The 21789-nt window shown below is 67.3% G+C and carries 22 protein-coding genes and 1 tRNA gene; 4 read left to right on the forward strand and 19 right to left on the reverse strand.

Annotated elements, in window-relative coordinates; all coding sequences use genetic code 11:
• Window positions 1–36: 36 nt before the first annotated feature.
• Both IV501_RS12520 and IV501_RS12525 read right to left on the reverse strand, forming a co-directional pair.
• Window positions 37–1734: an ABC transporter ATP-binding protein gene (locus IV501_RS12520; RefSeq protein WP_200556664.1), complete on the reverse strand. Its 1698-nt coding sequence runs from the start codon at window positions 1732–1734 to the stop codon at window positions 37–39.
• A 182-nt stretch (window positions 1735–1916) separates the two neighbouring features.
• A complete protein-coding gene (locus tag IV501_RS12525; protein ID WP_200556665.1) occupies window positions 1917–2774 on the reverse strand; it encodes a LacI family DNA-binding transcriptional regulator in 858 nt (285 codons plus the stop codon).
• Window positions 2775–2834: 60 nt separating this feature from the next.
• On the opposite strand from IV501_RS12525, the gene IV501_RS12530 reads away from it, so the two are divergent.
• Window positions 2835–4073 carry an ROK family transcriptional regulator gene (locus IV501_RS12530; RefSeq protein ID WP_200556666.1) on the forward strand — a complete coding sequence of 413 codons (1239 nt, stop codon included), beginning with the start codon at window positions 2835–2837 and terminating at the stop codon, window positions 4071–4073.
• 92 nt (window positions 4074–4165) lie between these two features.
• On the opposite strand, the gene IV501_RS12535 is transcribed toward IV501_RS12530, so the two are convergent.
• Together IV501_RS12535 and IV501_RS12540 are read right to left on the reverse strand one after the other, a co-directional pair.
• Complete coding sequence (locus IV501_RS12535; protein ID WP_200556667.1) at window positions 4166–4627, reverse strand: DUF8821 family protein; 462 nt, start codon at window positions 4625–4627, stop codon at window positions 4166–4168.
• A 261-nt stretch (window positions 4628–4888) separates the two neighbouring features.
• Window positions 4889–4979: transfer RNA gene (locus IV501_RS12540), tRNA-Ser, on the reverse strand.
• Window positions 4980–5056: 77 nt separating this feature from the next.
• Here IV501_RS12540 and IV501_RS12545 point away from each other — a divergent pair.
• The gene (locus IV501_RS12545) at window positions 5057–5809 is read left to right on the forward strand and encodes an SGNH/GDSL hydrolase family protein (RefSeq protein WP_200556668.1); all 753 of its coding nucleotides are present in this window, start codon (window positions 5057–5059) and stop codon (window positions 5807–5809) included.
• 25 nt (window positions 5810–5834) lie between these two features.
• Window positions 5835–7190 carry a DNA repair protein RadA gene (radA, locus tag IV501_RS12550; RefSeq protein ID WP_200556669.1) on the forward strand — a complete coding sequence of 452 codons (1356 nt, stop codon included), beginning with the start codon at window positions 5835–5837 and terminating at the stop codon, window positions 7188–7190.
• Between the two features lie 18 nt (window positions 7191–7208).
• On the opposite strand, the gene IV501_RS12555 is transcribed toward radA, so the two are convergent.
• Both IV501_RS12555 and IV501_RS12560 read right to left on the reverse strand, forming a co-directional pair.
• Window positions 7209–7838 (reverse strand): hypothetical protein, encoded by a 630-nt coding sequence (locus IV501_RS12555; RefSeq protein ID WP_200556670.1) that lies wholly within the window; start codon window positions 7836–7838, stop codon window positions 7209–7211.
• Between the two features lie 13 nt (window positions 7839–7851).
• A complete protein-coding gene (locus IV501_RS12560) occupies window positions 7852–8352 on the reverse strand; it encodes an amino-acid N-acetyltransferase (RefSeq protein ID WP_200556671.1) in 501 nt (166 codons plus the stop codon).
• Between the two features lie 55 nt (window positions 8353–8407).
• Here IV501_RS12560 and IV501_RS12565 point away from each other — a divergent pair, with 55 nt between their 5' ends.
• On the forward strand, window positions 8408–9280 hold the full coding sequence (locus tag IV501_RS12565; RefSeq protein ID WP_200556672.1) for an aminoglycoside phosphotransferase family protein: 873 nt from the start codon (window positions 8408–8410) through the stop codon (window positions 9278–9280).
• A gap of 72 nt (window positions 9281–9352) precedes the next feature.
• Here the strand turns inward: IV501_RS12565 and IV501_RS12570 are convergent, their stop codons facing one another.
• The 13 genes from IV501_RS12570 to ftsH all read right to left on the reverse strand — a co-directional run bounded on the left by IV501_RS12570 (window position 9353) and on the right by ftsH (window position 21689).
• Window positions 9353–11839 carry an ATP-dependent Clp protease ATP-binding subunit gene (locus IV501_RS12570; RefSeq protein ID WP_200556673.1) on the reverse strand — a complete coding sequence of 829 codons (2487 nt, stop codon included), beginning with the start codon at window positions 11837–11839 and terminating at the stop codon, window positions 9353–9355.
• A gap of 183 nt (window positions 11840–12022) precedes the next feature.
• Window positions 12023–12211, reverse strand: a complete 189-nt coding sequence (locus IV501_RS12575; RefSeq protein WP_234698627.1) for a hypothetical protein — start codon at window positions 12209–12211, stop codon at window positions 12023–12025.
• A gap of 41 nt (window positions 12212–12252) precedes the next feature.
• Window positions 12253–12390, reverse strand: coding sequence for a hypothetical protein (locus tag IV501_RS12580; protein ID WP_200556674.1), 138 nt, complete (start codon window positions 12388–12390; stop codon window positions 12253–12255).
• 29 nt (window positions 12391–12419) lie between these two features.
• The gene (gene lysS / locus IV501_RS12585; RefSeq protein WP_200556675.1) at window positions 12420–13916 is read right to left on the reverse strand and encodes a lysine--tRNA ligase; all 1497 of its coding nucleotides are present in this window, start codon (window positions 13914–13916) and stop codon (window positions 12420–12422) included.
• A 61-nt stretch (window positions 13917–13977) separates the two neighbouring features.
• The gene (locus IV501_RS12590; RefSeq protein WP_200556676.1) at window positions 13978–14661 is read right to left on the reverse strand and encodes a Rossmann-like and DUF2520 domain-containing protein; all 684 of its coding nucleotides are present in this window, start codon (window positions 14659–14661) and stop codon (window positions 13978–13980) included.
• Entirely contained in the window at window positions 14658–16220 is a 1563-nt protein-coding gene (locus IV501_RS12595; protein WP_200556677.1) for a PH domain-containing protein, read from the reverse strand. The genes IV501_RS12590 and IV501_RS12595 overlap by 4 nt, the downstream gene beginning before the upstream one ends.
• A complete protein-coding gene (locus IV501_RS12600; protein WP_307812276.1) occupies window positions 16217–16702 on the reverse strand; it encodes a PH domain-containing protein in 486 nt (161 codons plus the stop codon). Before IV501_RS12600 ends, IV501_RS12595 begins: the two co-directional genes overlap by 4 nt.
• A gap of 91 nt (window positions 16703–16793) precedes the next feature.
• Window positions 16794–17276: a DUF3180 domain-containing protein gene (locus IV501_RS12605; RefSeq protein WP_200556679.1), complete on the reverse strand. Its 483-nt coding sequence runs from the start codon at window positions 17274–17276 to the stop codon at window positions 16794–16796.
• Window positions 17273–17809, reverse strand: a complete 537-nt coding sequence (folK, locus tag IV501_RS12610) for a 2-amino-4-hydroxy-6-hydroxymethyldihydropteridine diphosphokinase (RefSeq protein ID WP_200556680.1) — start codon at window positions 17807–17809, stop codon at window positions 17273–17275. The genes IV501_RS12605 and folK overlap by 4 nt, the downstream gene beginning before the upstream one ends.
• Window positions 17806–18177, reverse strand: a complete 372-nt coding sequence (gene folB / locus IV501_RS12615; RefSeq protein ID WP_200556681.1) for a dihydroneopterin aldolase — start codon at window positions 18175–18177, stop codon at window positions 17806–17808. The genes folK and folB overlap by 4 nt, the downstream gene beginning before the upstream one ends.
• Window positions 18174–19013, reverse strand: a complete 840-nt coding sequence (folP, locus tag IV501_RS12620; RefSeq protein WP_307812277.1) for a dihydropteroate synthase — start codon at window positions 19011–19013, stop codon at window positions 18174–18176. Before folP ends, folB begins: the two co-directional genes overlap by 4 nt.
• A complete protein-coding gene (folE, locus tag IV501_RS12625) occupies window positions 19010–19597 on the reverse strand; it encodes a GTP cyclohydrolase I FolE (RefSeq protein WP_234698576.1) in 588 nt (195 codons plus the stop codon). The genes folP and folE overlap by 4 nt, the downstream gene beginning before the upstream one ends.
• Window positions 19598–19691: 94 nt before the next feature.
• The gene (gene ftsH / locus IV501_RS12630) at window positions 19692–21689 is read right to left on the reverse strand and encodes an ATP-dependent zinc metalloprotease FtsH (protein WP_200556963.1); all 1998 of its coding nucleotides are present in this window, start codon (window positions 21687–21689) and stop codon (window positions 19692–19694) included.
• Window positions 21690–21789: the final 100 nt, after the last annotated feature.

A 21789-nucleotide genomic window follows, 5' to 3' on the forward strand; every position in this document is an offset into this window, starting at 1 on the left:
TGTCCGTTCTGAAATGGGGTGACTATCGGGGTCGGGTCACGAGATCTGACGCGCGGCGAGACGGGCGAAGTGGCCGTTTCGGGTGAGGAGCTCGTCGTGCTCGCCGATCTCAACGATGCGGCCACGCTCGATCACCGCGATACGGTCCGCCTCGCGGATGGTCGACAGCCGGTGCGCGACGATGAGCGTGGTCCGATCGCGGAAGAGCTGAGTCAGTGCGTCGCGCACTTTCGCCTCCGAGACACTATCGAGAGCGCTCGTCGCTTCGTCGAGGATGAGGACTCGTGGATCACGGATGAGCGCGCGGGCGATCGCGAGACGTTGACGCTGGCCGCCCGACAGGCGGGTTCCCCGGTCGCCGACCACCGCATCCAGACCGTCCCCGTGGAGTTCGAGGATGTCGAGCGCATTCGCGCCCGCGAGAGCCGCCAGCACCCGATCGTCGTCGGCATCCGCCAACCCGTATGCCACGTTGTCGCGGATCGTTCCCTCGAACAGCACCGACTCCTGCGGCACGACGGAGACGAACGACCTCATCGTTCGCAGGTCGAGCTCGTTCATGTCGCGGCCGTCGAGCAGCACTCGACCTTCTGTCGGCCGCACAAATCCCAGCACGAGATTCAGCAGAGTCGACTTTCCGCCACCGGAAGGGCCAACGAACGCGACGGTCTCCCCCGCCGCGATCTCGAGGTCGATCCCCTCCAATGCGGGGCGCGGCGCATCCGGATACCGGAACGACACGTTCTGCAGCGAGAGAGCGCCATCGACGCTGTCGACGACGGCGCGGCCCTCATTGATCTCGAGATCGGGATCCGCCATGACTTCGCTGATGGACCGCACCGACTCGAGCCCACGGCTGAAGACAGGAGCGGAGTTGAGCAACATCACGATGGCATTGGTCAGCACCGTGAAGTAGGTACTCAACAGCACGACCTGCCCGGGCGTGATCGGAAGCACGCCCGAGATCGCGAGGGAAGCGGCGCTCACCAGGCAGATCAGGCCGAGCACCTGGTACGAGACCCAGGAGACGGCGAGGAACCGGCCGTTGAGCGAGTCGAGCTCTCGTCCCGCAACGCGCACTCTCTCGGCACGCACCCGGAGCCGCTGCGTCTCCACCTGTTCGAGTCCGTGGCCACGCGTGATCGGGATCAGCGCCGCCATCTCTCCCACGCCGGCCGAGTAGAACTCGACCTCCCGCCGAAAAGATTCGTTGCGGACCGTCGCCCGGCTGCGGATCCAGCGGACGAGGATGGCCGACAGCGGCACCGTGACGAGAAAGACCGGCACGAAGGCGGGCACGTTGACCGCGGTGAGCACTATCGCCCCGATGAGCGTAAACGAGCTGCCGAGCAACGTCGGCAGCGACTGCTGCATCAGCAACTCAACGTTCTCCACGTCGCGTACCACCTTGTTCTGCACAGCGGCGGCGCTCTGCCGGTTGTGGAACCCGATCGACATCCGCTGCAGACGCTCGGTCAGTGCGTTGCGCAGGTCGACGGCCAGCCCACGAGTGATTCCACTGGTGATCCGCACGAACAGCATCGAGAACGGGTAGTTCAGCGCCAGGATCGCGAGTCCCGCGGCTCCCCACACCGCGAGCGAGCCGACGGCGCCGCCCCTGACGACGGTATCGACGATGACCGCGGCAATCGCCGGCATGACCCACGATGGGGAGTCTTTGACGAGGAAGGCGAGCGACGCTCCCACCAGTCGCGCCGTGTGAGGACGGAGCATGCCAGCGAGAGCCGACAGGGGGCGAGGCCGTGCGAGCGCGCGGGATAAAGGCGAGATTCGACTATAAGAGGTCACGATTTCACTCCGGGTACGACGAGGAGTGCGACCCCGGGGGCCTGTCGGCCCGCCGATCGCGGGGAGAGTCGCTGCGACGATTCTAGACGGACCGGGAGAGCGGATGTTTACCGCGCCGGTACCGGCGACGGCGCTGTCGTGCCGCGCTCGAGCACTCGCGTGACCGGAAGCTGCGGCGCGTCGGCACGCTCGCCCGCGATCCGGCGCACGAGGGTACTGGCGATCGCGACCCCGAGCGACAGGGAGTCGTGAGCGAGCACCGACAGCGGTGGGTCGGCGAGGCGAGCCGGCGTCGAATCATCCCAAGCCAGCAGCGAGAGCTCATCGGGCACTGCGATTCCCGCCGCGGACGCCGCCCGCTCGCCGCCGACCGCCATGAGGTCGTTGTCGTAGATGATGGCGGTCGCATCGGGAAGCGATGCGAGCAGTGCGGCCGTGGCCGACTCGCCTGCCGCAACAGAGTAGTCCGCGTCGACGACCAACCCGGTCGCGCCGGCCTCGTCGATCGCATCCCGAAAGGCCCGAGTCCGTGCGGCGGTGTGTTGCAGGTCAGCGGGGCCGCCCACCCGCCCGATCACTCGGTGCCCGAGACCGACGAGATAACGCACGGCGACGAACATGGCACCGTAATTGTCGACACGGATGTCGTCCACTCCCGGAGGGACATCCCATTCGCCGAGTACTACGGTCGGCAGCCGGAGCGCTCCGAGCACCGCAGGGCGCGGGTCACCGCTGACGAGGTCGACCACCACGACACCATCGACACCGCCGTGCTCGACCCAGCGCTGGTACAGGGCGAGCTCTTCCTCCAGCGAATTGACGATTACGGTCAGCACGCGCCCGCCGCTGGGCGCGAGCGTCCCCTCCATCGCGGTGAGGATGGCGGAGTAGAACGGGTCGATGGAGACCGGCTGGCGAACTCGCTGCAACACCAGACCGAGCACGATCGCGCGTGGAGCGGTCACGGCCGACTCCTTCCTGTGATTCCCCCGAGGATATACTCGTCACCGGACGAAAAGAGGGTCGTGGTCACAGGGCGCGTGTCACTCGCGGCAGCGACCAGCCGGGGGCTCATCTTGGATCTGATCCGCTCGCAGGGGCCGATCTCCCGTGTCGAACTCGCCTCGGCGACCGGCCTCGCCGCAGCATCGATCTCCAATATCGTGCGCACCCTCATGGCGGATGATCTCGTGGTGGAGTCGGGCCGTGGCGAGTCGACGGGGGGCAAGCCTCCCGTGCTCATCGAGATCAATCCTCGCGCCCGGTTCGCCATCGGCGTGCAACTCGATTCTGGCTCGATCACCACGGTCATCGCCGACTCGGCCGGCGCGATCATCGCCAGGATGAAGTCGCCGACCATCGACGCGACCAGCCCCGAGCTCCTCGTGGCGGCGATTGCCCGCGCGCATCGTTCCCTCATCGACGCGATCGACCTGGAGCCGTCGAGGATCGTCGGAGTCGGAGTGGCCTCGCCGGGGCCGATCGACCTCGCCCACGGAACGGTGTTGAGCGAATCGCTCGGGTGGCACGCCCCCTCTTTCTCCCTCGTCGATGCTCTCCGTGAGGCGATCGGCCTGCCCATCGTTCTCGACAACGACGCGACGGCTGCCGCCATCGGCGACTACTGGACGGGCGGGATCGACAATCCGATCGCGCACTGCACCGTGTACCTGGGGGCGGGGATCGGGGCCGGGATCCTCATCAACGGGGCGATCTACCGGGGAGCGAGCTCGAACGCGGGCGAACTCGGGCACTCGTGGATAGCGGACGACAGCCTCCCGGCCGGCGGCGGAACCCTCGGGGAGATTGCCGGCCCCCGAGGAGTAGCTCGTCAGGCCCGGCGGGCCCTGGCCGAGGGTGCGAAGGCCTCGTTCTCCCTGCCCGACGCCGACATCGACCCCTTCGCGGACTTCGCGACGATCGCGACGGCTGCGATCACCGGTGACACTTTGGCGCTCACGCTCCTGGAGAGATCCGCCGAGATCGTCGCCGATCGTGTGCTGGGGCTCGCGGATATCCTCGACACTTCGTCGATCGTGCTCGCCGGGCCGGCGCTGTCGATCGCCGGATCGATCTACCTCACCACAGTGCGAGCTCGACTCGAGCAGCGGTCGTTCGCGCGCCAGGTACACCCCGTGCGAGTGACCCTATCGCCGCATCCGGCCGATTCCGCCGCGATCGGTGCGGCGGCTCTGGTGCTCCAGGCGGAGCTATCGCCGCGCAGCGCCGCGGGGGCGACCCTACCGTCCGCCCACTCCGCCTGACTAACGACCGAACGGCACCGCAGGTGCGGTCACGTGACCGCGCTGCACCTTCTCAGCGCTTCTCCGCGCTTCTCCGCGCTTCTCCGCGCGAATCAGTACTCGTTCTTGATCACGAAGTACGAGCCACGAATCGTTCCGGCCAGTTTCGACTTCTGGCGTGCGAACTTGAACGCCCCGAGCTCCTCGGGCACGTCCATTCCGTCCGACAGCTTGAAGCCGACCGCGCGCTTGCCGCCGTCGGCGAGCTCGTACATCACATTGATCGACAGACCCGACTCGTAGAACACGTACGCCATACGGATGCCAGCAACCTCGAACGACGACACCTCCAGCGGGCGGGAAGCGATCACGATATCGCGCTCATCCTTGAGCACTCGAGTGATGTAGGCGAGGGTTGTCGGGTCGTCGTCCACGCTCTCGGTCGTGAAGGTGTGGTCGTACTTGTTCTTGTAGTAGCGAGCCTCGTTCGCTCTCAGCCCGGCTAGGGCATCCGCGACGGGGCTCGACTCGAGCCCGACGGTCGAGACGTTAACGAAATCCACGGTGTAGGTCATGCGTCGATGGTATTCGCGGTCGCGCCCAATAGCTCCTCCCCCGGCTCAACCTGCTCGACCTGCTCAACCTGCTCAACCTGCTCCCCCGGCTCGACCTGCTCCCCCGGCTCAACCTGCAGTCAACAGGATGCGGCCCCCGAGATTCCCGATCTGGTCCTGTTGGCGGACGATTCGGCGAACTCATCCTGTTGACGGACGCGGCAGCTCGGGACGCGGCAAGCAAAAACCCCCGGATCGACGATCACGGGGGTTTTGCGACACTGGCGGAACCGGTGGGATTTGAACCCACGGTGGGCTCAACACCCACACAACTTTTCGAGAGTTGCACCTTCGGCCGCTCGGACACGGTTCCGTCGACAATCGTAGTACAGACCCGCGCACCCCCGCGCACAGTCCCCTCCCGCCCAGTGCCCGCGTAATGTCACAGTCATGCGCCTCGCCGTCATCCTGCTCTCCAGCGCGGCTGCGGCCACCGCGGCAACACTAGCCGGACGGATGCTCGTCCTCCGCCGTCAGCGCACCGGAGCAGCCAAGCTCGCCGCAACCCTGCACCTCAACGCTCGCTGGTGGAAGCAGCAGCGAGCCCTTCCCGGCGAGATCGTCTACGTCGCCCTCGGCGATTCCGCCGCGCAAGGCGTCGGCGCCAGCCGCCCCGGTCGCAGCTACGTCGGCATGCTCGCCGACCACCTCCGTCGGCGCACCGGCCGCACGGTGCGGGTCGCCAACCTCAGCGTCTCCGGTGCCCGCCTGCGCGAGGCAATCGCGGTGCAACTCCCCCTGCTGACGAGGTTTCAGCCCGACCTGGTGACGGCGGCGATCGGCGCGAACGACATCGCGAGCTTCGAGCCCGGACGGTTCGAGCGCGAGTTGGCTGTCGTCTACGACGCGCTGCCTCCGGGCAGCATCGTCGGCGACATCCCGGCGTTCTACTTCGGTTCGGCCGAGCGACGGGTGCGCGCCGCCAACGAGATAGTGCACCGACTGGCCGCCGACCGCGGCTTCGAGGTCGCCCCCGTGCACGCGCTGACCCGGCGCCAGGGCGGTGCCCGCTACGCACTCAACCAGGTCGCGGCAGACTTCTTCCACCCGAACGATCGCGGCTACCGGGTCTGGGCATCCGCCTTCATTCCTCTCCTCGACAGGCGCTTTCCGCGAGCACGATCCACAGCTGCACAGAACTGACGGTGGCCTGACCTAGGCTCGTCGCATGCCCAAGGCCCAGTCCACTTTCCGCTGCACCGAGTGCGGTTGGACGACCCCGAAATGGGCCGGCCGCTGCGCCGAGTGTCAGTCCTGGAATACGGTGACGGATGCCACGCAGACCGGCACCGCCGCCCGCCAGGTCAAGCCGCTCGCGCCGTCCGACTCCCGCATCGCCCGCCCGATCACCATGATCACGGCCGAGGCGAGCGCGCACTGGCCGAGCGGCATCGCCGAGTTCGACCGGGTGCTCGGCGGCGGCATCGTGCCCGGGTCCACCATTCTGCTCAGCGGCGAGCCGGGCGTCGGCAAGTCGACGCTGCTGCTCGAGGTCGCGGCCCGTGCCGCGCTCTCCGGCCAGCGCGTGCTCTACGTCACCGCCGAGGAGTCGGCCAGCCAGGTGCGCCTGCGTGCCGAGCGCACCAACGCCCTCGATCACAACCTGTTTCTCGCCGCAGAGACCGACCTCGCGACGATCCTCGGGCAGATCGAGCAGGTCGACCCGCAGCTGCTCATCGTCGACTCGGTGCAGACGGTGTCGAGCTCGGCCAGCGACGGCCTCGCCGGGGGCACCTCGCAGGTGCGCGAAGTGGCGTCGACGCTGATCCGGGTGTCGAAAGACCGCAACCTCCCGGTGCTCCTGGTCGGCCACGTCACCAAAGACGGATCCATCGCCGGCCCCCGTCTGCTCGAACACCTGGTCGACGTCGTCTGCCATTTCGAGGGCGACCGCCAGACCGCCCTGCGATTCGTGCGAGCGCAGAAGAACCGCTTCGGACCGACCGACGAGGTGGGCTGTTTCGAGATGACCGGCGACGGCATCGCCGAAGTCGCCGATCCGAGCGGGCTGTTCCTCTCCCGCGGCACTGTCGCGGTGAGCGGCACCTGCGTCACCGTCGCCGTCGAGGGCCGCCGCGCGCTACCCGTCGAGGTGCAGGCCCTGATCGTCAAATCGTCCGCACCGAATCCGCGCCGGGTGACCAACGGCGTCGACTCCTCGCGGGTCGCGATGCTGCTCGCGGTGTTGGAGCGACGTGCGGGAATGAGGCTCGGCGAACACGACGTGTACGTGTCGACGGTGGGCGGCATCCGTCTCACCGAGCCGGGCGCAGACCTCGCCATCGCCCTGGCGATCGCCAGCGCCTACAGCGACCGCGCCTTCCCGTCGACGCTCGCGGCGGTCGGCGAGATCAGCCTGGCCGGTGAGATCCGTCCGGTGTCGCAGGCCAAGCAACGCACCACCGAGGCCAAGCGGCTCGGCTTCAGCACGATGATCGACGCCGAGCTCGCCCACCTCCGCGAGGCGATGCGCCTCGCCTTCTCGCTGGCGCAGCTCGAGCAGCCGGACGTGCCGGCGTTCTAGGTGACGCAAGCGCACGCGCTAGTTGAGGATGAACTGCACCGTCTGCTTGGACTTGACCTGTCCGAGCGACACCGAGAGGTGATAGCTCGCGCCGCCAGCCGTCACCTTGGGCTTGTCGGTCGCCGCGCAGGTGCTGGGCGCGGAGCGGGTGCGATCCCAGGCGATGGTCGGCGTCGATACCGGCTTGTTCGGCTCGAGCACCTGCGAGAAGTCCACGGCGTTCACCTGGCAGTCCTTCGACTGCCAGATCGTCTCGGACCCGCTAGTGACCACCAGGTTCTGCTGCGTGGTGCCCGCGTTCACCGTGCAGGTCTTCGACCCGGTGTTCGTGATCGTCATGCCGATCATCGGGTTGACGGCGCTGCCGTACGTGGTGTTGTCGGTGACCGCCTCAAGCTTGATGTTGGCCGGCAAGCAGTCACCGGTCGAGGCAGTGCTCGACGGCGACGGAGACGGAGAGGCGGATGACTCGGCCACAGGTTTCTTCGTCGAGCCGGGGCTCGCGGCACCGCTGCCGCCGCTCCCGGGTCGCACGATGATGAGGATCACGATGATGATCACCGCGAGGATACCCACGCCGACGGCCAGCCTGCGGCGCCAGTAGACCTGGGGTTCCTGCGGGCCGACCGGATTGCGGAACGTCGACATGGGCTAAGAGTAGCTACAGCCTCTTCAGCATCCGGGTATTTCCGAGCGTGTTTGGCTTTACCCGGGCAAGATCGAGAAACTCGGCGACGCCCTCATCCGGTGAGCGCACCAGTTCGGCGTACACGGCGGGGTCGATCGGTTCCTCCGTCATCGGCTCAAACCCGTGACGCGTGAAGAACGGCACCTCGAAGGTCAGGCAGAACAGTCGGCTGAGACCGAGGTCGCGCGCATCCGATTCGAGCTGTTCGAGCAGTGCATGCCCCACGCCGTGGTGCAGCCACTCCTCGGTGACCGCGAGAGTGCGCACCTCGGCGAGATCCTCCCACATGACGTGCAGCGCACCGCAGCCAATCGGGGTGCCGCTCTCGTCGACGGCGATCCGGAACTCCTGGATCGTCTCGTAGAACACCACCGAGTCTTTTCCGAGCAGGATGCGCTTCTGCACCAGCGGCTCGACGACGGCCTGGATGAACGGGACGTCGGACGTGCGGGCGGGCCGAACCGAGAAACTCATCCTTCGAGCTTAGGCCGATAGCATCGAGACCCGCGTACCGCGAGGGGAGCCGACGATGGAACCGCAGATCGACGCGACGCTGGTCGAGCAACTGGTGCGCAGCCAGCATCCGCGACTCTCCGGGCCCGTCGATATGCTCGCCCACGGCTGGGACAACGACATTTACTGCCTGGGCGACGAGCTTCTCGTGCGCCTCCCCCGACGGCGGGTCGCGTCCGAGCTGATCGCGGGGGAACAGCGGTGGCTGCCGACGATCGCCGCACTGCTGCCCGTGCCGGTGCCGACCCCGGTCGCGGCCGGTCTGCCGGAGTTCGGCTATCCGTTCCGCTGGTCGATCACGCCGTGGCTGGCGGGCACGCCGGCCTTCCACTGGTCGCTGGCCGATCGCGCCGTCGTCGCAGATCAGCTGGCGGATGCCCTGCTCGCGCTTCACGTTCCCGCTCCGATCGACGCTCCCGTCAACCCCGTACGCGGTGTGCCGCTCGCGCGTCGGGACTCCGCGCTGCGCGCGCGCCTCCCGCAGTTCGCCAGTGCTGACACGAACAGTGCCGCGGCGATCGAGAGCGCGTGGGAACGAGCGCTCGCGGCACCGGCGTGGAGCGGGCCCGCGCTCTGGCTGCACGGCGACCTGCACCCGGCGAACATCCTGTTGGAGGAGCGCACCGACGGTCTCGATCTCGCGGCGATCATCGACTTCGGCGATCTGACCTCGGGCGACCCGGCGACAGACCTCGCCCTGGCGTGGCTGATGCTCGACGGCAGTGGTCGCGCCCGGTTCCGGGAGCGGATGGCGCCGGACCAGGCGACCTGGGATCGCGCCCGGGGCTGGGCGCTCAACATGGCGACGGCGATGATCGTGGGATCCCCGGAGGGAGCGCCCACGATCCCGATCGGCCGAGCTGCACTGGAGCAGGTTCTGGCGGATTAACGAAACCGCGGGCCGAGCCTGTCGGCTCGACCCGCGGTCGGTAGTGCTGATGCTGCTTAGGCCTCGATGGCCCTAGGCCTCGATAGCCTCGACGGCTTCTTCGATGACCTCGCGGCCGGGCTGGCGACCGGTGGTGAACACGAACTCGTCATTCACGAAGTCGACGTGCACGTGGTCGCCGGCGGTGAGCTCGCCCTGCAGGATGCGCTCGCTCAGTCGGTCTTCGACCTCGCGCTGGATCGCACGGCGCAACGGCCGAGCTCCGAGCGACGGGTCGAAGCCGATCTTGATCAGGTGCTCCTTGGCGGCCTGGCCGATCTCCACGGTCATGTCGCGGTCCAGCAGGCGGTCGGAAAGACGCTTGATGAACAGGTCGACGATCTGGAGGAGCTCCGGCTGCGTGAGCTGCGGGAAGACGATGGTGTCGTCGACACGGTTGAGGAACTCCGGCTTGAAGTTCTTCTTCAACTCCTCGACGACCTTGCCACGCATGCGGTCGTAGCCGCTCGCGGTGTCGGAGGCGGAGGTGAAGCCGAGCGGGGTTCCGGAGATGTCGCGGGTTCCGAGGTTGGTGGTCATGATGATCACCGTGTTCTTGAAGTCCACGACACGGCCCTGGCCATCGGTCAGTCGTCCCTCTTCCAGAATCTGGAGGAGCGAGTTGAAGATGTCCGGGTGGGCCTTCTCGATCTCGTCGAACAGCACCACGGAGAACGGCTTGCGGCGCACCTTCTCGGTGAGCTGGCCGCCCTCTTCGAAGCCGACGAATCCGGGAGGAGCACCGAACAGTCGCGAGACCGTGTGCTTCTCGCCGTACTCCGACATGTCGAGGGAGATCAGGGCGTTCTCATCGTCGAACAGGAACTCGGCGAGCGCCTTGGCGAGCTCCGTCTTTCCGACACCGGTGGGGCCGGCGAAGATGAACGAGCCCGAGGGACGCTTCGGGTCTTTCAGACCCGCACGCTGGCGACGGATGGTCTTGGAGAGCGCCGCGATGGCCTCCTCCTGACCGACGACGCGCTGGTGCAGCGCCTTCTCCATGAAGACGAGACGGCTGGTCTCCTCCTCGGTGAGCTTGAACACCGGGATGCCGGTGGCCGCGGCGAGGACCTCGGCGATCACGCCTTCGTCCACGGTGCCGGTCGAGCCGGCCTCTCCGCTCTTCCACTGCTTCTCGAGACGCAGGCGCTCCCCGAGCAGCTTCTTCTCTTCGTCACGAAGCGAAGCGGCCTTCTCGAAGTCCTGATCCTCGATCGCGCCCTCCTTCTGCCCGCGGACGGCCGCGATGCGGTCGTCGAACTCGCGGAGCTCCGGCGGGGCGGACAGGATCGACAGACGCAGGCGGGCGCCGGCCTCGTCGATCAGGTCGATGGCCTTGTCGGGGAGGAAGCGGTCGGCCACGTAGCGGTCGGCCAGGTTCGCGGCGGCGACGATGGCGCCATCCGTGATGGACACCTTGTGGAACGACTCGTACTTGTCGCGCAGTCCCTTGAGGATGTTGATGGTGTGGGGCAGGGAGGGCTCGTGCACCTGCACCGGCTGGAAGCGGCGCTCGAGCGCTGCATCCTTCTCGAAGTGCTTGCGGTACTCGTCGAGGGTCGTTGCTCCGATGGTCTGGAGTTCACCGCGGGCGAGCAGCGGCTTGAGAATCGACGCGGCGTCGATCGCACCCTCTGCAGCACCGGCGCCGACGAGGGTGTGGATCTCGTCGATGAAGGTGATGATGTCACCGCGGGTGCGGATCTCCTTGGTGACCTTCTTCAGGCGCTCCTCGAAGTCACCGCGGTAGCGGCTTCCGGCGATGAGCGAGCCGAGGTCGAGCGTGTAGAGCTGCTTGTCCTTCAGCGTCTCCGGGACATCCCCACGGACGATCGCCTGCGCGAGGCCCTCGACGACGGCGGTCTTGCCGACGCCGGGCTCTCCGATCAGTACCGGGTTGTTCTTCGAACGGCGGGAGAGGATCTGCATGACCCGCTCCATCTCCTTCTCGCGCCCGATCACCGGGTCGAGCTTGCCGTCGCGGGCGGCTTGGGTGAGGTTGCGTCCGAACTGGTCGAGCACCTGGCTGCCGCCCTGAGCGGATGCCTGCGTCTCGCCGCCGACAGCGACCTGCTCCTTGCCCTGGTATCCGCTGAGCAGCTGGATGACCTGCTGGCGCACGCGGTTGAGGTCGGCGCCGAGCTTCACGAGCACCTGGGCTGCGACGCCCTCGCCCTCGCGGATGAGTCCGAGCAGGATGTGCTCGGTTCCGATGTAGTTGTGGCCGAGCTGCAGCGCCTCGCGCAGTGACAGCTCCAAGACCTTCTTCGCGCGCGGCGTGAACGGGATGTGCCCCGTCGGCTGCTGCTGGCCCTGGCCGATGATGTCCTGAACCTGCTCGCGCACGGCGTCGAGCGAGATACCGAGGGACTCGAGTGCCTTCGCGGCAACGCCCTCGCCCTCGTGGATCAGGCCGAGCAGGATGTGCTCGGTGCCGATGTAGTTGTGGTTGAGCATTTTGGCTTCTTCTTGCGCCAAGACGACCACCCGACGGGCTCTGTCAGTAAATCTTTCGAACATGTTGACTCCTATGGCACCGTGCAGGGTTGGCGCCGTTACATCAGAGACTAACCAGCAACCACTGGGATCCGGCGCTCTGTTCGCCGTGGGCGTGACCGCGGTTGACACAGGCGGCACATCGTCTGAGACGAGCTTCTGATCGTCGGCCACTCGCTCGTAGAGAACCAGCCCGAGTGAGCTGACCTACTTGGGCTGGGTCGACTCGAGTTGCGAGTCGAGGCGGGCACGCTCTTCGGCTTCGATCTCGGAATAGACCTTGCGCTCGGTGCGGTCGGCCCGAAGGATCGAGCGCATCACGAGCCAGAAGACCAGGCCGAGCAGGATCGTGGGAACCACGGAGTAGATGGCGTTGGCCCAGAAGTTGTGGATCACGAAAATCAGAATACGTCGACTGGCTGGGAAGCCCCGCCGAGTCAGCTGCCGTGGGCGACGACGCCGATGATGCCCTGGATGATCGAGTACAGGGCGACGCCAGCGACGGCGATCCAGAGTACGACGCGGGTGGTCGACGGCTTCTTCGGGTCTTTGGGTTCCTGCGGCAGATAGCTCATCGGTGCGCCTCGATCACTTAACTACTCGGTCACTTCACTAGGGGGAACAGGATCGTCTCGCGGATGCCGAGGCCGGTGAGCGCCATCAGCAGTCGGTCGATTCCCATGCCCATGCCTCCGGTGGGTGGCATCCCGTGCTCGAGGGCACGCAGGAACTCCTCGTCGAGGCGCATGGCCTCCGGGTCGCCCTTGGAGGCGAGGATCGCCTGCTCGACGAAACGCTCCCGCTGGATGACCGGGTCGACGAGCTCGGAGTAGCCGGTGGCCAGCTCGAAGCCGCGCACGTAGAGGTCCCACTTCTCCACCAGGCCGGTCTTCGACCGGTGGTCACGCACCAGCGGGCTGGTATCGACCGGGAAGTCCATGACGAAGGTCGGGCGCTCGAGGCCGCCTTTGACGAAGTGCTCCCAGAGTTCTTCGACGTACTTGCCCGGCGTGGGCTGCCCCACCTCGATGCCGAGGGCATCTGCCTTCTGCTTGAGCTCGTCGAGCGGGGTGTCGACGGTGATCGACCAGCCTGATGCTTCATTGAGAGACTCGTACATCGAGATGCGATCCCACTCGCCGCCGAAGTCGAAGGTGGTGCCGTCGGCCCAGGTGACCACGTGCGATCCGGAGATGGCGAAGGCCGCGTTCTGGATCATCTCCTGGGTGAGATCGGCCATCTGGTGGTAGTCGCCGTATGCCTGGTAGGCCTCGAGCATCGCGAATTCGGGGCTGTGCGTGGAGTCGGCGCCCTCGTTGCGGAAGTTGCGGTTGATCTCGAACACCCGCTCGATGCCGCCGACCACCGCGCGCTTGAGGAACAGTTCCGGCGCGATGCGCAGGAACAGCTCGGTGTCGAAGGCGTTGCTGTGGGTGACGAAAGGCCGGGCCGACGCACCGCCGTGGATGGTCTGCAGCATCGGGGTCTCGACCTCGATATAGCCGTGGTTCGCGAAGGTGGTGCGTAGCGAGGAGACGGCGAGCGCGCGGCTGCGCACGTTCGCGCGGGCGGCCTCGCGAGAGATCAGGTCGAGGTAGCGCTGGCGAACCCGCGTCTCCTCGTTCAGTTCCGAATGCAGGTTCGGCAGCGGGCGCACGGCCTTCGACGCGATCTTCCAGTCGGTGGCCATGACGCTGAGCTCACCCCGGCGGCTGGAGATGACCTCGCCGGTGACGAACAGGTGATCGCCCAGGTCGACCAGGTCCTTCCAGGCGGCGAGCGACTCTTCGCCGACCTCGGCCAGCGAGATCATGGCCTGGATACGCTCCCCGTCACCGGACTGCAGGGAGACGAAGCAGAGCTTGCCGGTGTTGCGAAGGTGTACCACCCGGCCGGCGAGGCCCACGATGTCGCCGGTTACGGCATCCGTCTCCAGGTTCGGATACTTCGCGCGCACCGCGGGGATGGTGGTGGTGATCGGCAGCGAGACCGGATACGCCCCCGCCCCGGAGTCGATGAGGCGGTCGCGCTTGGCGAGCCGCACGCGGGTCTGCTCGGAGAGCTCTTCTTCCGTGGGCTCTGCTGGCGTCTGGTCGGTCATCGCTGTGCTCCTGGGGGGTTGTGACCCGCCAAGTTTACGGGGACGGCGCTGGTGGCCCGGTTCAGGGTGCGCGGCGGAGGGCGTTCTCCACCGACGAGCGAACCAGAGGCCCGAGCACACTGCCGGGTGCCTCCACCCCGATAGAGCTCAGCAGTCCGGTCGCCTGCTCGACGATGGCGATCGAGAAGCTCGTGGCGGTAGCGATCGCCTCGGCGTATGCCGCGCGATCCGCCTCCGCGACGATGATCGGCTCGCCGCCCATCTCCACGACGAGCGCCTGCCCGATCGGCTGCACGGGCGCGGGCGCGGTGACGGCGAAGTAGCTGCCATTCAGCTGCGCGAGATCGATGCTCGTGCCAGTGAAGGCGAGGGCGGGGTGGATCGCCAGCGGGATCACGCCGGACGCCAGCGCCGGCCCGAAGACCCCGGTGCCGTACTCGGCAGCGGTGTGAACGACGAGCTGCCCCTGCTGCCAGACGCCGGCCGTCGCCAGACCCGCAATGAGGGTCGGTAGCTCGGTTGGCGGAACCGCGAGGATCACGAGCTCACTGCGTTCGACCAGCGCGGGGATGTCGAGAATCGGCACCCCGGGCAGCATCGCCTCCGCGCGCTCCCGGCTGCTCTCCGAGATCGCGGAGATTCCGACGATGGCGTGCCCGGCACCCGCGAGGGCCGCGCCGAGCACCGGCCCGACGTGCCCTGCCCCGATGATTCCGACGCCGAGGCGTCCGCTGCGCTCGGTCATGCCGGCTCCTCCCCGGAACGCCAGCGATGCGAGGTGTCCGACTGCTGGGACGCGACCGCTGCTGTGGCGACGGTCTCGAAGAAGGCGAGCGCCCGGTTCTGATCCACCGCATCGAGGTGTGCGCGGATCGGCCCCGCAACCGTGTGCAGGTGGATATCGGCGAGCCGCAACATCCGCAGCACCGGTCCCTGGCTGAGGGCGACGCTCTGCAATCTCGGCTGCGGCACCACGACGAACTTGCGCCAGATCGCGCCCGTGCGCAGCACGAAGGAGCCGGGCGTCACAAGGAACCCGTTGCGCCGCCACGACAGCGGGCGCAACCAGGCCGCACGAAGAGGCGAGTTCTCGAAGCCGTCTGCACCGCCGCGGGAGCGCAGTCCGCGCTCGATCATCGCCACCGACTCCGAGCCGACCAGATCGGGCAGCAGCAACTCGAGCACCTTCGTCACCTCGGCGAGGTTGCCGACCGGCAGCAGGGTCGTGTTCGCCTGATTGTCTGCGCCCCGGGTGTTCGAGTGACCGGCGCGATTGACGCGCACCTCCCACCAGCCGAACGGCCGCCAGAGCAGCGACTGCGAGACCTCGATCGAATGGATGCGACCGGGCGGCAGGGTCTCGCTGGTGGTCGACAGCAGCCCGAAGCCGACACGCACACCGTCGGGGGTGCTCGAGATGCTGTAGCGCAGCGACTTGGTGAAGCGGCGCACGTAGTAGCTGACGAAACCGAGCGCGCTCGGCAGAGCGAAGACCAGGATGAAGAAATTGCCGGTGCGGGCGATCCAGACCGCCACGGCGGCGATGAAGACGGCCGCGATGATCATCCCGTTGCCGAGCAGCATGGAGCCGATCAGGCGCCCGAGGTGGATGTTGACGATCGACTCCGGCGGGGTGCCCGGGTCGTGCTCGGGCGCCATGAACTCGTTCACCCGCCGGTCGATGACGGTCTGGCCGGTCGTCTGGGACATGGGCTTGGCGGCCGCGCGGGTGCCGGATGCGAGGCGGAGGATCTCGCGCCGCAGCTCATCCGCTGCTGCTGTTCCCAGGTAAGAGAGCTGCACGTTCGCGTCGTGGCCAGCCTGGTTGATCTCGAGCTTGGAGGCGCCGAACAGGCGGGCGAAGAACGGCCGCACGATGTTGATGCCCTGGATGCGATCGAGCCGCGCCTTGCGACTGGTGCGAAACAGCACCCCCGACCGCACCTCCACCACCTCGTTGGTGATGCGGAAGCTGTGCATCCGCCATGACACGTAGAACCCCGCGATGAGCACCAGCAGCACGCCGGCGATCACCCCGAGCACCTGCAGCACGATGCCGTGAGCGAGCACGTACTCGACCGGGTCACCCTGGTCGCCGCCGCCATACCGGGGCAGGAACAACTCGACCAGTCGCTCGCGGAGGTTCGACACGACGAAGCCGAGCACGGCGATGAGCACGATTCCGCCACGCAACAGCGGAGAGGCGGGGTGCAGCCGATGCCACTGCCCGTCGGCGAGTCGCCCGGCCGCCGAGGTGACCGGAACGGATGCCTGCGGCTCCTGCCGCGCGGCCGAATCCGTCACAGCCCCGCCCGTCGCGTCTCGGCCAGGGCCACCAGCCGATCGCGCAGCTCATCGGCTTCCGCCTCCGGGAGGCCGGGAATGGTGACCCCGGCCGAGGCCGCCGCCGTCACGAATTTCAGCTCGCTGAGCCCGAGCGCGCGGGCGACCGGACCACGGTTGATGTCGACCAGCTGCATGCGCCCGTACGGCACGGCGACGAAGCGCAACCACATGATGCCCCGGCGCAGCAGCAGGTCGTCTTCTCGAAGCTGGTAGCCGATCGCGCGCACTCGGCGTGGAACCACGATGACGTTCACGAGGGCGACGATGGCAACGACCGCCGCCACGATGCCCGTCCACCAGATGTGCACGACGAAGAACAACACGATTGCGGCCGCCCCGGCGACGACGAACGTCAGCCCCCAGCTCACCAGCTCCACCACCACCAACTTCGGCGAGACGCGGCGCCACTCGGTGGAGGGGAGGTCGAGTCGTTCGGTCACGTGTGGATCTCCCTGTGCTCGTGGAATCTTGGGCTCTGCGAAATCCTGCGCTCTGTGAAATCCAGGTCGAGCTTTCACACATCCACGCTGGCTAGGGCCGGACCCTGATCGCCTTCTTGCCCTGCTCGTCGTCGTCATCGTCGCCGGGCGGCACGGTACACATGTGCTCGGCGATGAGACCGCCGGCCAGGAGTACCCCGGCACCGATGATGGTGGCCACGGCCGACAGGATGGAGTTTACCGGCGTGACCGAACGGGTGAGCAGGTAGATCGCCACACCCACCCCGACACCGACGATGAGCGCGCCGATGACGGCGCTCGCCTTCGCCAGCACCAGTACTCGGGTGGCGTAGTAGGGGTCGATCGGTCCGGTCGACTTGCGCAGCGTCACCCGTCGGATCGGTACGGCCAGCGAGACCACGATCGCGCCGATCGCGGCGAGGGCCAGTGCAAGGGTGAGGGGCAAGGTCACGATCGGTCGCCCGACCGCGGTCAGCGCGAACTCGAGCAGGGCGCCGAGCAGAGCTCCCCCGATCGCGACGAGCACGACCGTCAGTGCTGCGGTGCGCTTCATACGGTGTCTCCTGGTGTCCATAGCGGGCTGGCGGCGAAAGGCCAGACCTCATCGGAGCTCGCAGCGGCGAGCTCCGCGATCGGGCCGTGCTCAGGCAGTCGGGCGCCCGGCTCGGCCTGCAGCCACGGCACGATCACGAACGGACGCTCCCAGGCCCGCGGGTGTGGCAGGGTGAGTCGTTCGCTCGTGATGCGCATGGCTCCGAAACTGACGATGTCGAGGTCGAGGGTGCGATCGCCCCAGCGCTCGACCCGCACGCGACCGTGTTCGGCTTCGATGCGGTTCAGCTCGTCGAGCAACTGCTCGGGGAGCAGGGCGCTGCGCACCAGCAGCACGGCGTTGAGATAGTTGGGCGCGTCCTCATCGACGCCAGCCGGCTTCCAGGCGTGCGATTCCACGATTCCGGATGCCGCCTCCACCGTCACCCCGTCGATGGCGGCGATATCGGCCACCGCCGCCCGCAGATTGTCTTCGCGGTCGCCGAGGTTCGACCCGAGAGCGATGACCGCGGGCAGCACCACGCGGGTCCTCACTGAGTTCGTCCCCTCGTGATGGTGATGGAGACATCGTCGAACGGCACCGTGATGGGCGCGCTCGGCTTGTGGAGGGTGACGCGCGTGCTGTGGGCCGCCGGGTGCGCGAGCACGGCATCCGCTACCCGTTGCGCCACCGTCTCGATCAGGTCGACCGGGTTGGCTTCGACCACGGCGACGACCTCCTCGGCAAGCACGCCGTAGTGGATGGTCTGCTCGAGGTCGTCAGACCTCCCCGCCGACGAAGTATCGAGAAAGACGGTCACATCGACGATGAACTGCTGCCCGTCGCGACGCTCGTGCTCGAACACACCGTGGTGCGCGAAGGCCCGCAGCCCGGTGAGGCTGATCTGGTCGAGAGGGGTCACGGCTGCATCGCCTCCCAGACGTCGAGTGCGGCACGGGTGCCGGCGACGTCGTGAACCCGCACCCCCCAGACCCCTGCCTGCGCGGCCAGGGCGCTGATCGTTGCGGTCGGGGTGTCGCGTTGCTTCGGCGACGCCCCCTCGGGCAGCAGCGAGCCGAGAAAGCGCTTGCGCGAGACGCCGATCAAAACGGGATAACCGATGCTTTCGATCGCGGTCAGGTGGGCCAAGAGCTTCCAGTTCTGTTCGGCGGTCTTCGCGAACCCGATGCCGGGGTCGAGGATGATGCGATCCGGTCGCACCCCGCTCACGATGAGTTCCGCCACCCGGGACTTGAGCTCCTCGCGAACGTCGTGCACCACGTCACCGTACTGGGCATTGGCGGCCATCGTGGCACTCGGTCCGCGCCAGTGCATCGCGAGGTAGTACAGCCCCGTCTCGGCGGCAACCCGGCGCATGCCCTCATCGGCGAGCCCACCGGAGACGTCATTGATGAGCACGGCTCCCGCCTCAGCCGCGGCGAGGGCGGTGGCGGCATTCATTGTGTCGACGCTCACGGCGATACCGCGATCGACCAGGCCACGGATCACGGGCAGCACTCGCAGCTGCTCCTGACGGATCGGGACCCGCTCCGCGCCCGGCCGGGTGGATTCGCCGCCAACGTCGATGAGTTGCGCGCCGGCACGCGTGAGCTCGACTCCACGCTCGATGGCATCGTCGAGGCTGACGTATTCACCGCCGTCGCTGAACGAATCCGGCGTGATGTTGAGCACCCCCATGACGCGCGGGCGTGAGGGGCTGATCGGCCGATAGGGCCGTAGCGGCACCAGCTCGCTCACGGCGTGACACCGATCAACGCGATCGCCTCGGCGCGAGCGGCGGGATCAGAGAGGATGCCGCGGCTCGCGAGCGTGACGGTGGAGCTGCGTGTCTGCCGGGCGCCCCGCGTGGTGACACACCCGTGCACGGCGTCGAGGACCACCAGCACACCTGACGGACGCAGCCCGGCCTGCAGGGCATCCGCAATCTCTTCGGTCAGACGCTCCTGCAGCTGAGGGCGGGAGGAGATCGCGTCCACCACCCGCGCGATGCTACCGAGACCGACCACGCGCTCCCCCGGCAGGTAGGCGATGTGCGCCGTGCCCAGGAACGGCAGCAGGTGATGCTCGCAGACCGAGCGGAACTCGATGCCGCGCACGATGACCAGCTCGCCAGTTTCGTCGGCGATCTCGCTCGTCGCGAGGATGGCATCCGTGTCGACGCCGATGCCGGCGAAGAACTCCGTGTACGCCGTCGCGACGCGGTGTGGCGTCAGCTCGAGCCCCGGACGTGCCGGATCCTCGCCGATGGCGGCGAGGATCTCGAGCACTGCAGCCTCGATGCGCGCGGTGTCGATCCGTGACGTCGCGGGCCCATCAGACAGGGGCCCATAAGAAACGGACCGCTCAGAAACGGAGTGCACAGAAACGGACTGCACAGAGGCTGGCCGCGGGGAAACGGGGTCGGCCACGGACGGACTAGGCGGTGGCGATATCGGGGCGCTTACGCGGGCGCGGAGCGCGAGCCTTCTTGGTCGGCTCCGAGGTGACGCCGCCGTCGACTACCCCCTCGTCGATGGGAGCCTTGGACGGCATGGCTACTGCCGGCAGAGCCGAGACCGGGCGCTTGTCGCTCGAGAGCCACTGCGGGCGCTGCGGGAGCTTCTTCACATCCGCGAAGATCTCCGCCAGCTCGTGCTGGTCGAGGGTCTCCTTCTCGAGCAGAGCCGTCGCAAGACGGTCGAGGATGTCGCGGTTCTCGTTGAGCACCTGCCACGCCTCGTTGTGCGCGTTCTCGATGAGCGCGCGCACCTCGTCGTCGACCTGCTCGGAGACGCGCTCCGAGTAGTCACGTTGGCTGCCCATGTCGCGACCGAGCCACATCTCGCCCGAGCCGGAGCCGAGCTTGACCGAGCCGATGTTGGCGCTCATGCCGAACTCGGTGACCATCTTGCGCGCGGTCGAGGTGGCCTTCTCGATGTCGTTCGAGGCGCCGGTGGTCGGGTCGTGGAACACGACCTCCTCAGCGACACGACCGCCCATGGCGTACGCCAGCTGGTCGAGCAGCTCGTTACGGCTGACCGAGTAGCGGTCTTCGACCGGCATCACCATCGTGTAGCCGAGGGCACGCCCACGCGGCAGGATCGTGATCTTAGTCACCGGGTCGGTGTTGTTCATCGCGGTGGCGACGAGGGCGTGACCACCCTCGTGGTACGCGGTGATCAGCTTTTCCTGGTCGCGCATGACGCGGGTGCGGCGCTGCGGGCCGGCCATGACGCGGTCGACCGCCTCATCCAGGGCACGGTTGTCGATCAGCTGAGCGTTGGAGCGCGCGGTGAGCAGCGCGGCCTCGTTGAGCACGTTGGCAAGATCCGCGCCGGTGAAACCGGGAGTCTTGCGGGCGAGAACCTCGAGGTCGACGCCTGCGGCTAGGGGCTTGCCCTTTCCGTGCACCTCGAGGATCTGCTTGCGACCGAGCATGTCGGGCGCGTCGACCCCGATCTGGCGGTCGAAGCGTCCCGGGCGCAGCAGCGCGGGGTCGAGGATGTCGGGGCGGTTGGTCGCGGCGATCAGGATGACGTTGGTCTTCACGTCGAAGCCGTCCATCTCGACCAGCAGCTGGTTGAGGGTCTGCTCACGCTCGTCGTGACCGCCGCCCATGCCGGAGCCACGGTGGCGACCGACGGCGTCGATCTCGTCGACGAAGATGATGGCCGGCGAGTTCTCCTTGGCCTGCGCGAACAGGTCGCGAACGCGGCTGGCACCGACACCGACGAACATCTCGACGAAGTCCGAACCGGAGATTGAGTAGAAGGGCACGTTCGCCTCGCCGGCGACAGCGCGGGCGAGCAGGGTCTTACCGGTCCCGGGAGGCCCGTAGAGCAGCACGCCCTTCGGGATGCGAGCGCCGACAGCCTGGAACTTGGCTGGCTCCTTGAGGAAGTCCTTGATCTCCTCGAGCTCTTCGATCGCCTCGTCGGATCCCGCGACATCCGCGAACGTCACCTTCGGGGTCTCCTTGGAGACGAGCTTGGCCTTCGACTTGCCGAACTGCATCACCTTCGAGCCGCCACCCTGCATGTTCGACAGGATGAACCAGAACACGATGCCGATCAGCAGGAACGGGATGATGAGGCCGAGCAGGGAGGTGAACCAGTTGCCCTTGTCGACCTGGTCGTCGTACTTGGCGCCGGAGGAATCGACGGCATTGACGATCGCCTCACCACGCGGAACGGAGTAGTAGAACTGCACCTGCTTGCCGTCGGTGCCGGCCTGTTTGAGCACGAGGTCGACGCGCTGCTCGTTGTCGACGATCTTGGCCGAGGCCACCTTGTCGTCTTTCAACAGTGACAGGCCCTGCTTGGTCGTGACCTCTTTGAAGCCGGAACCACTCAGCAGGCTGAACCCGACCGACACGACGACAACCGCGAGGACGATCCAGACGAGCGGGCCGCGGAGAAAACGCTTGAAGTCCATAGTGTTGCGGGCGACGAGGCCCGGCACCTTTCTGCCGAAGAATGTGTGTGCAAGGCTACCTGTCCGGCGCTGCGTGGCCGCTGCATGTTTGCCGTGGGCG

Source organism: Lacisediminihabitans changchengi, assembly GCF_016634425.1.
In the GTDB taxonomy this organism is placed as follows: Bacteria; Actinomycetota; Actinomycetes; order Actinomycetales; family Microbacteriaceae; genus Lacisediminihabitans; species Lacisediminihabitans changchengi.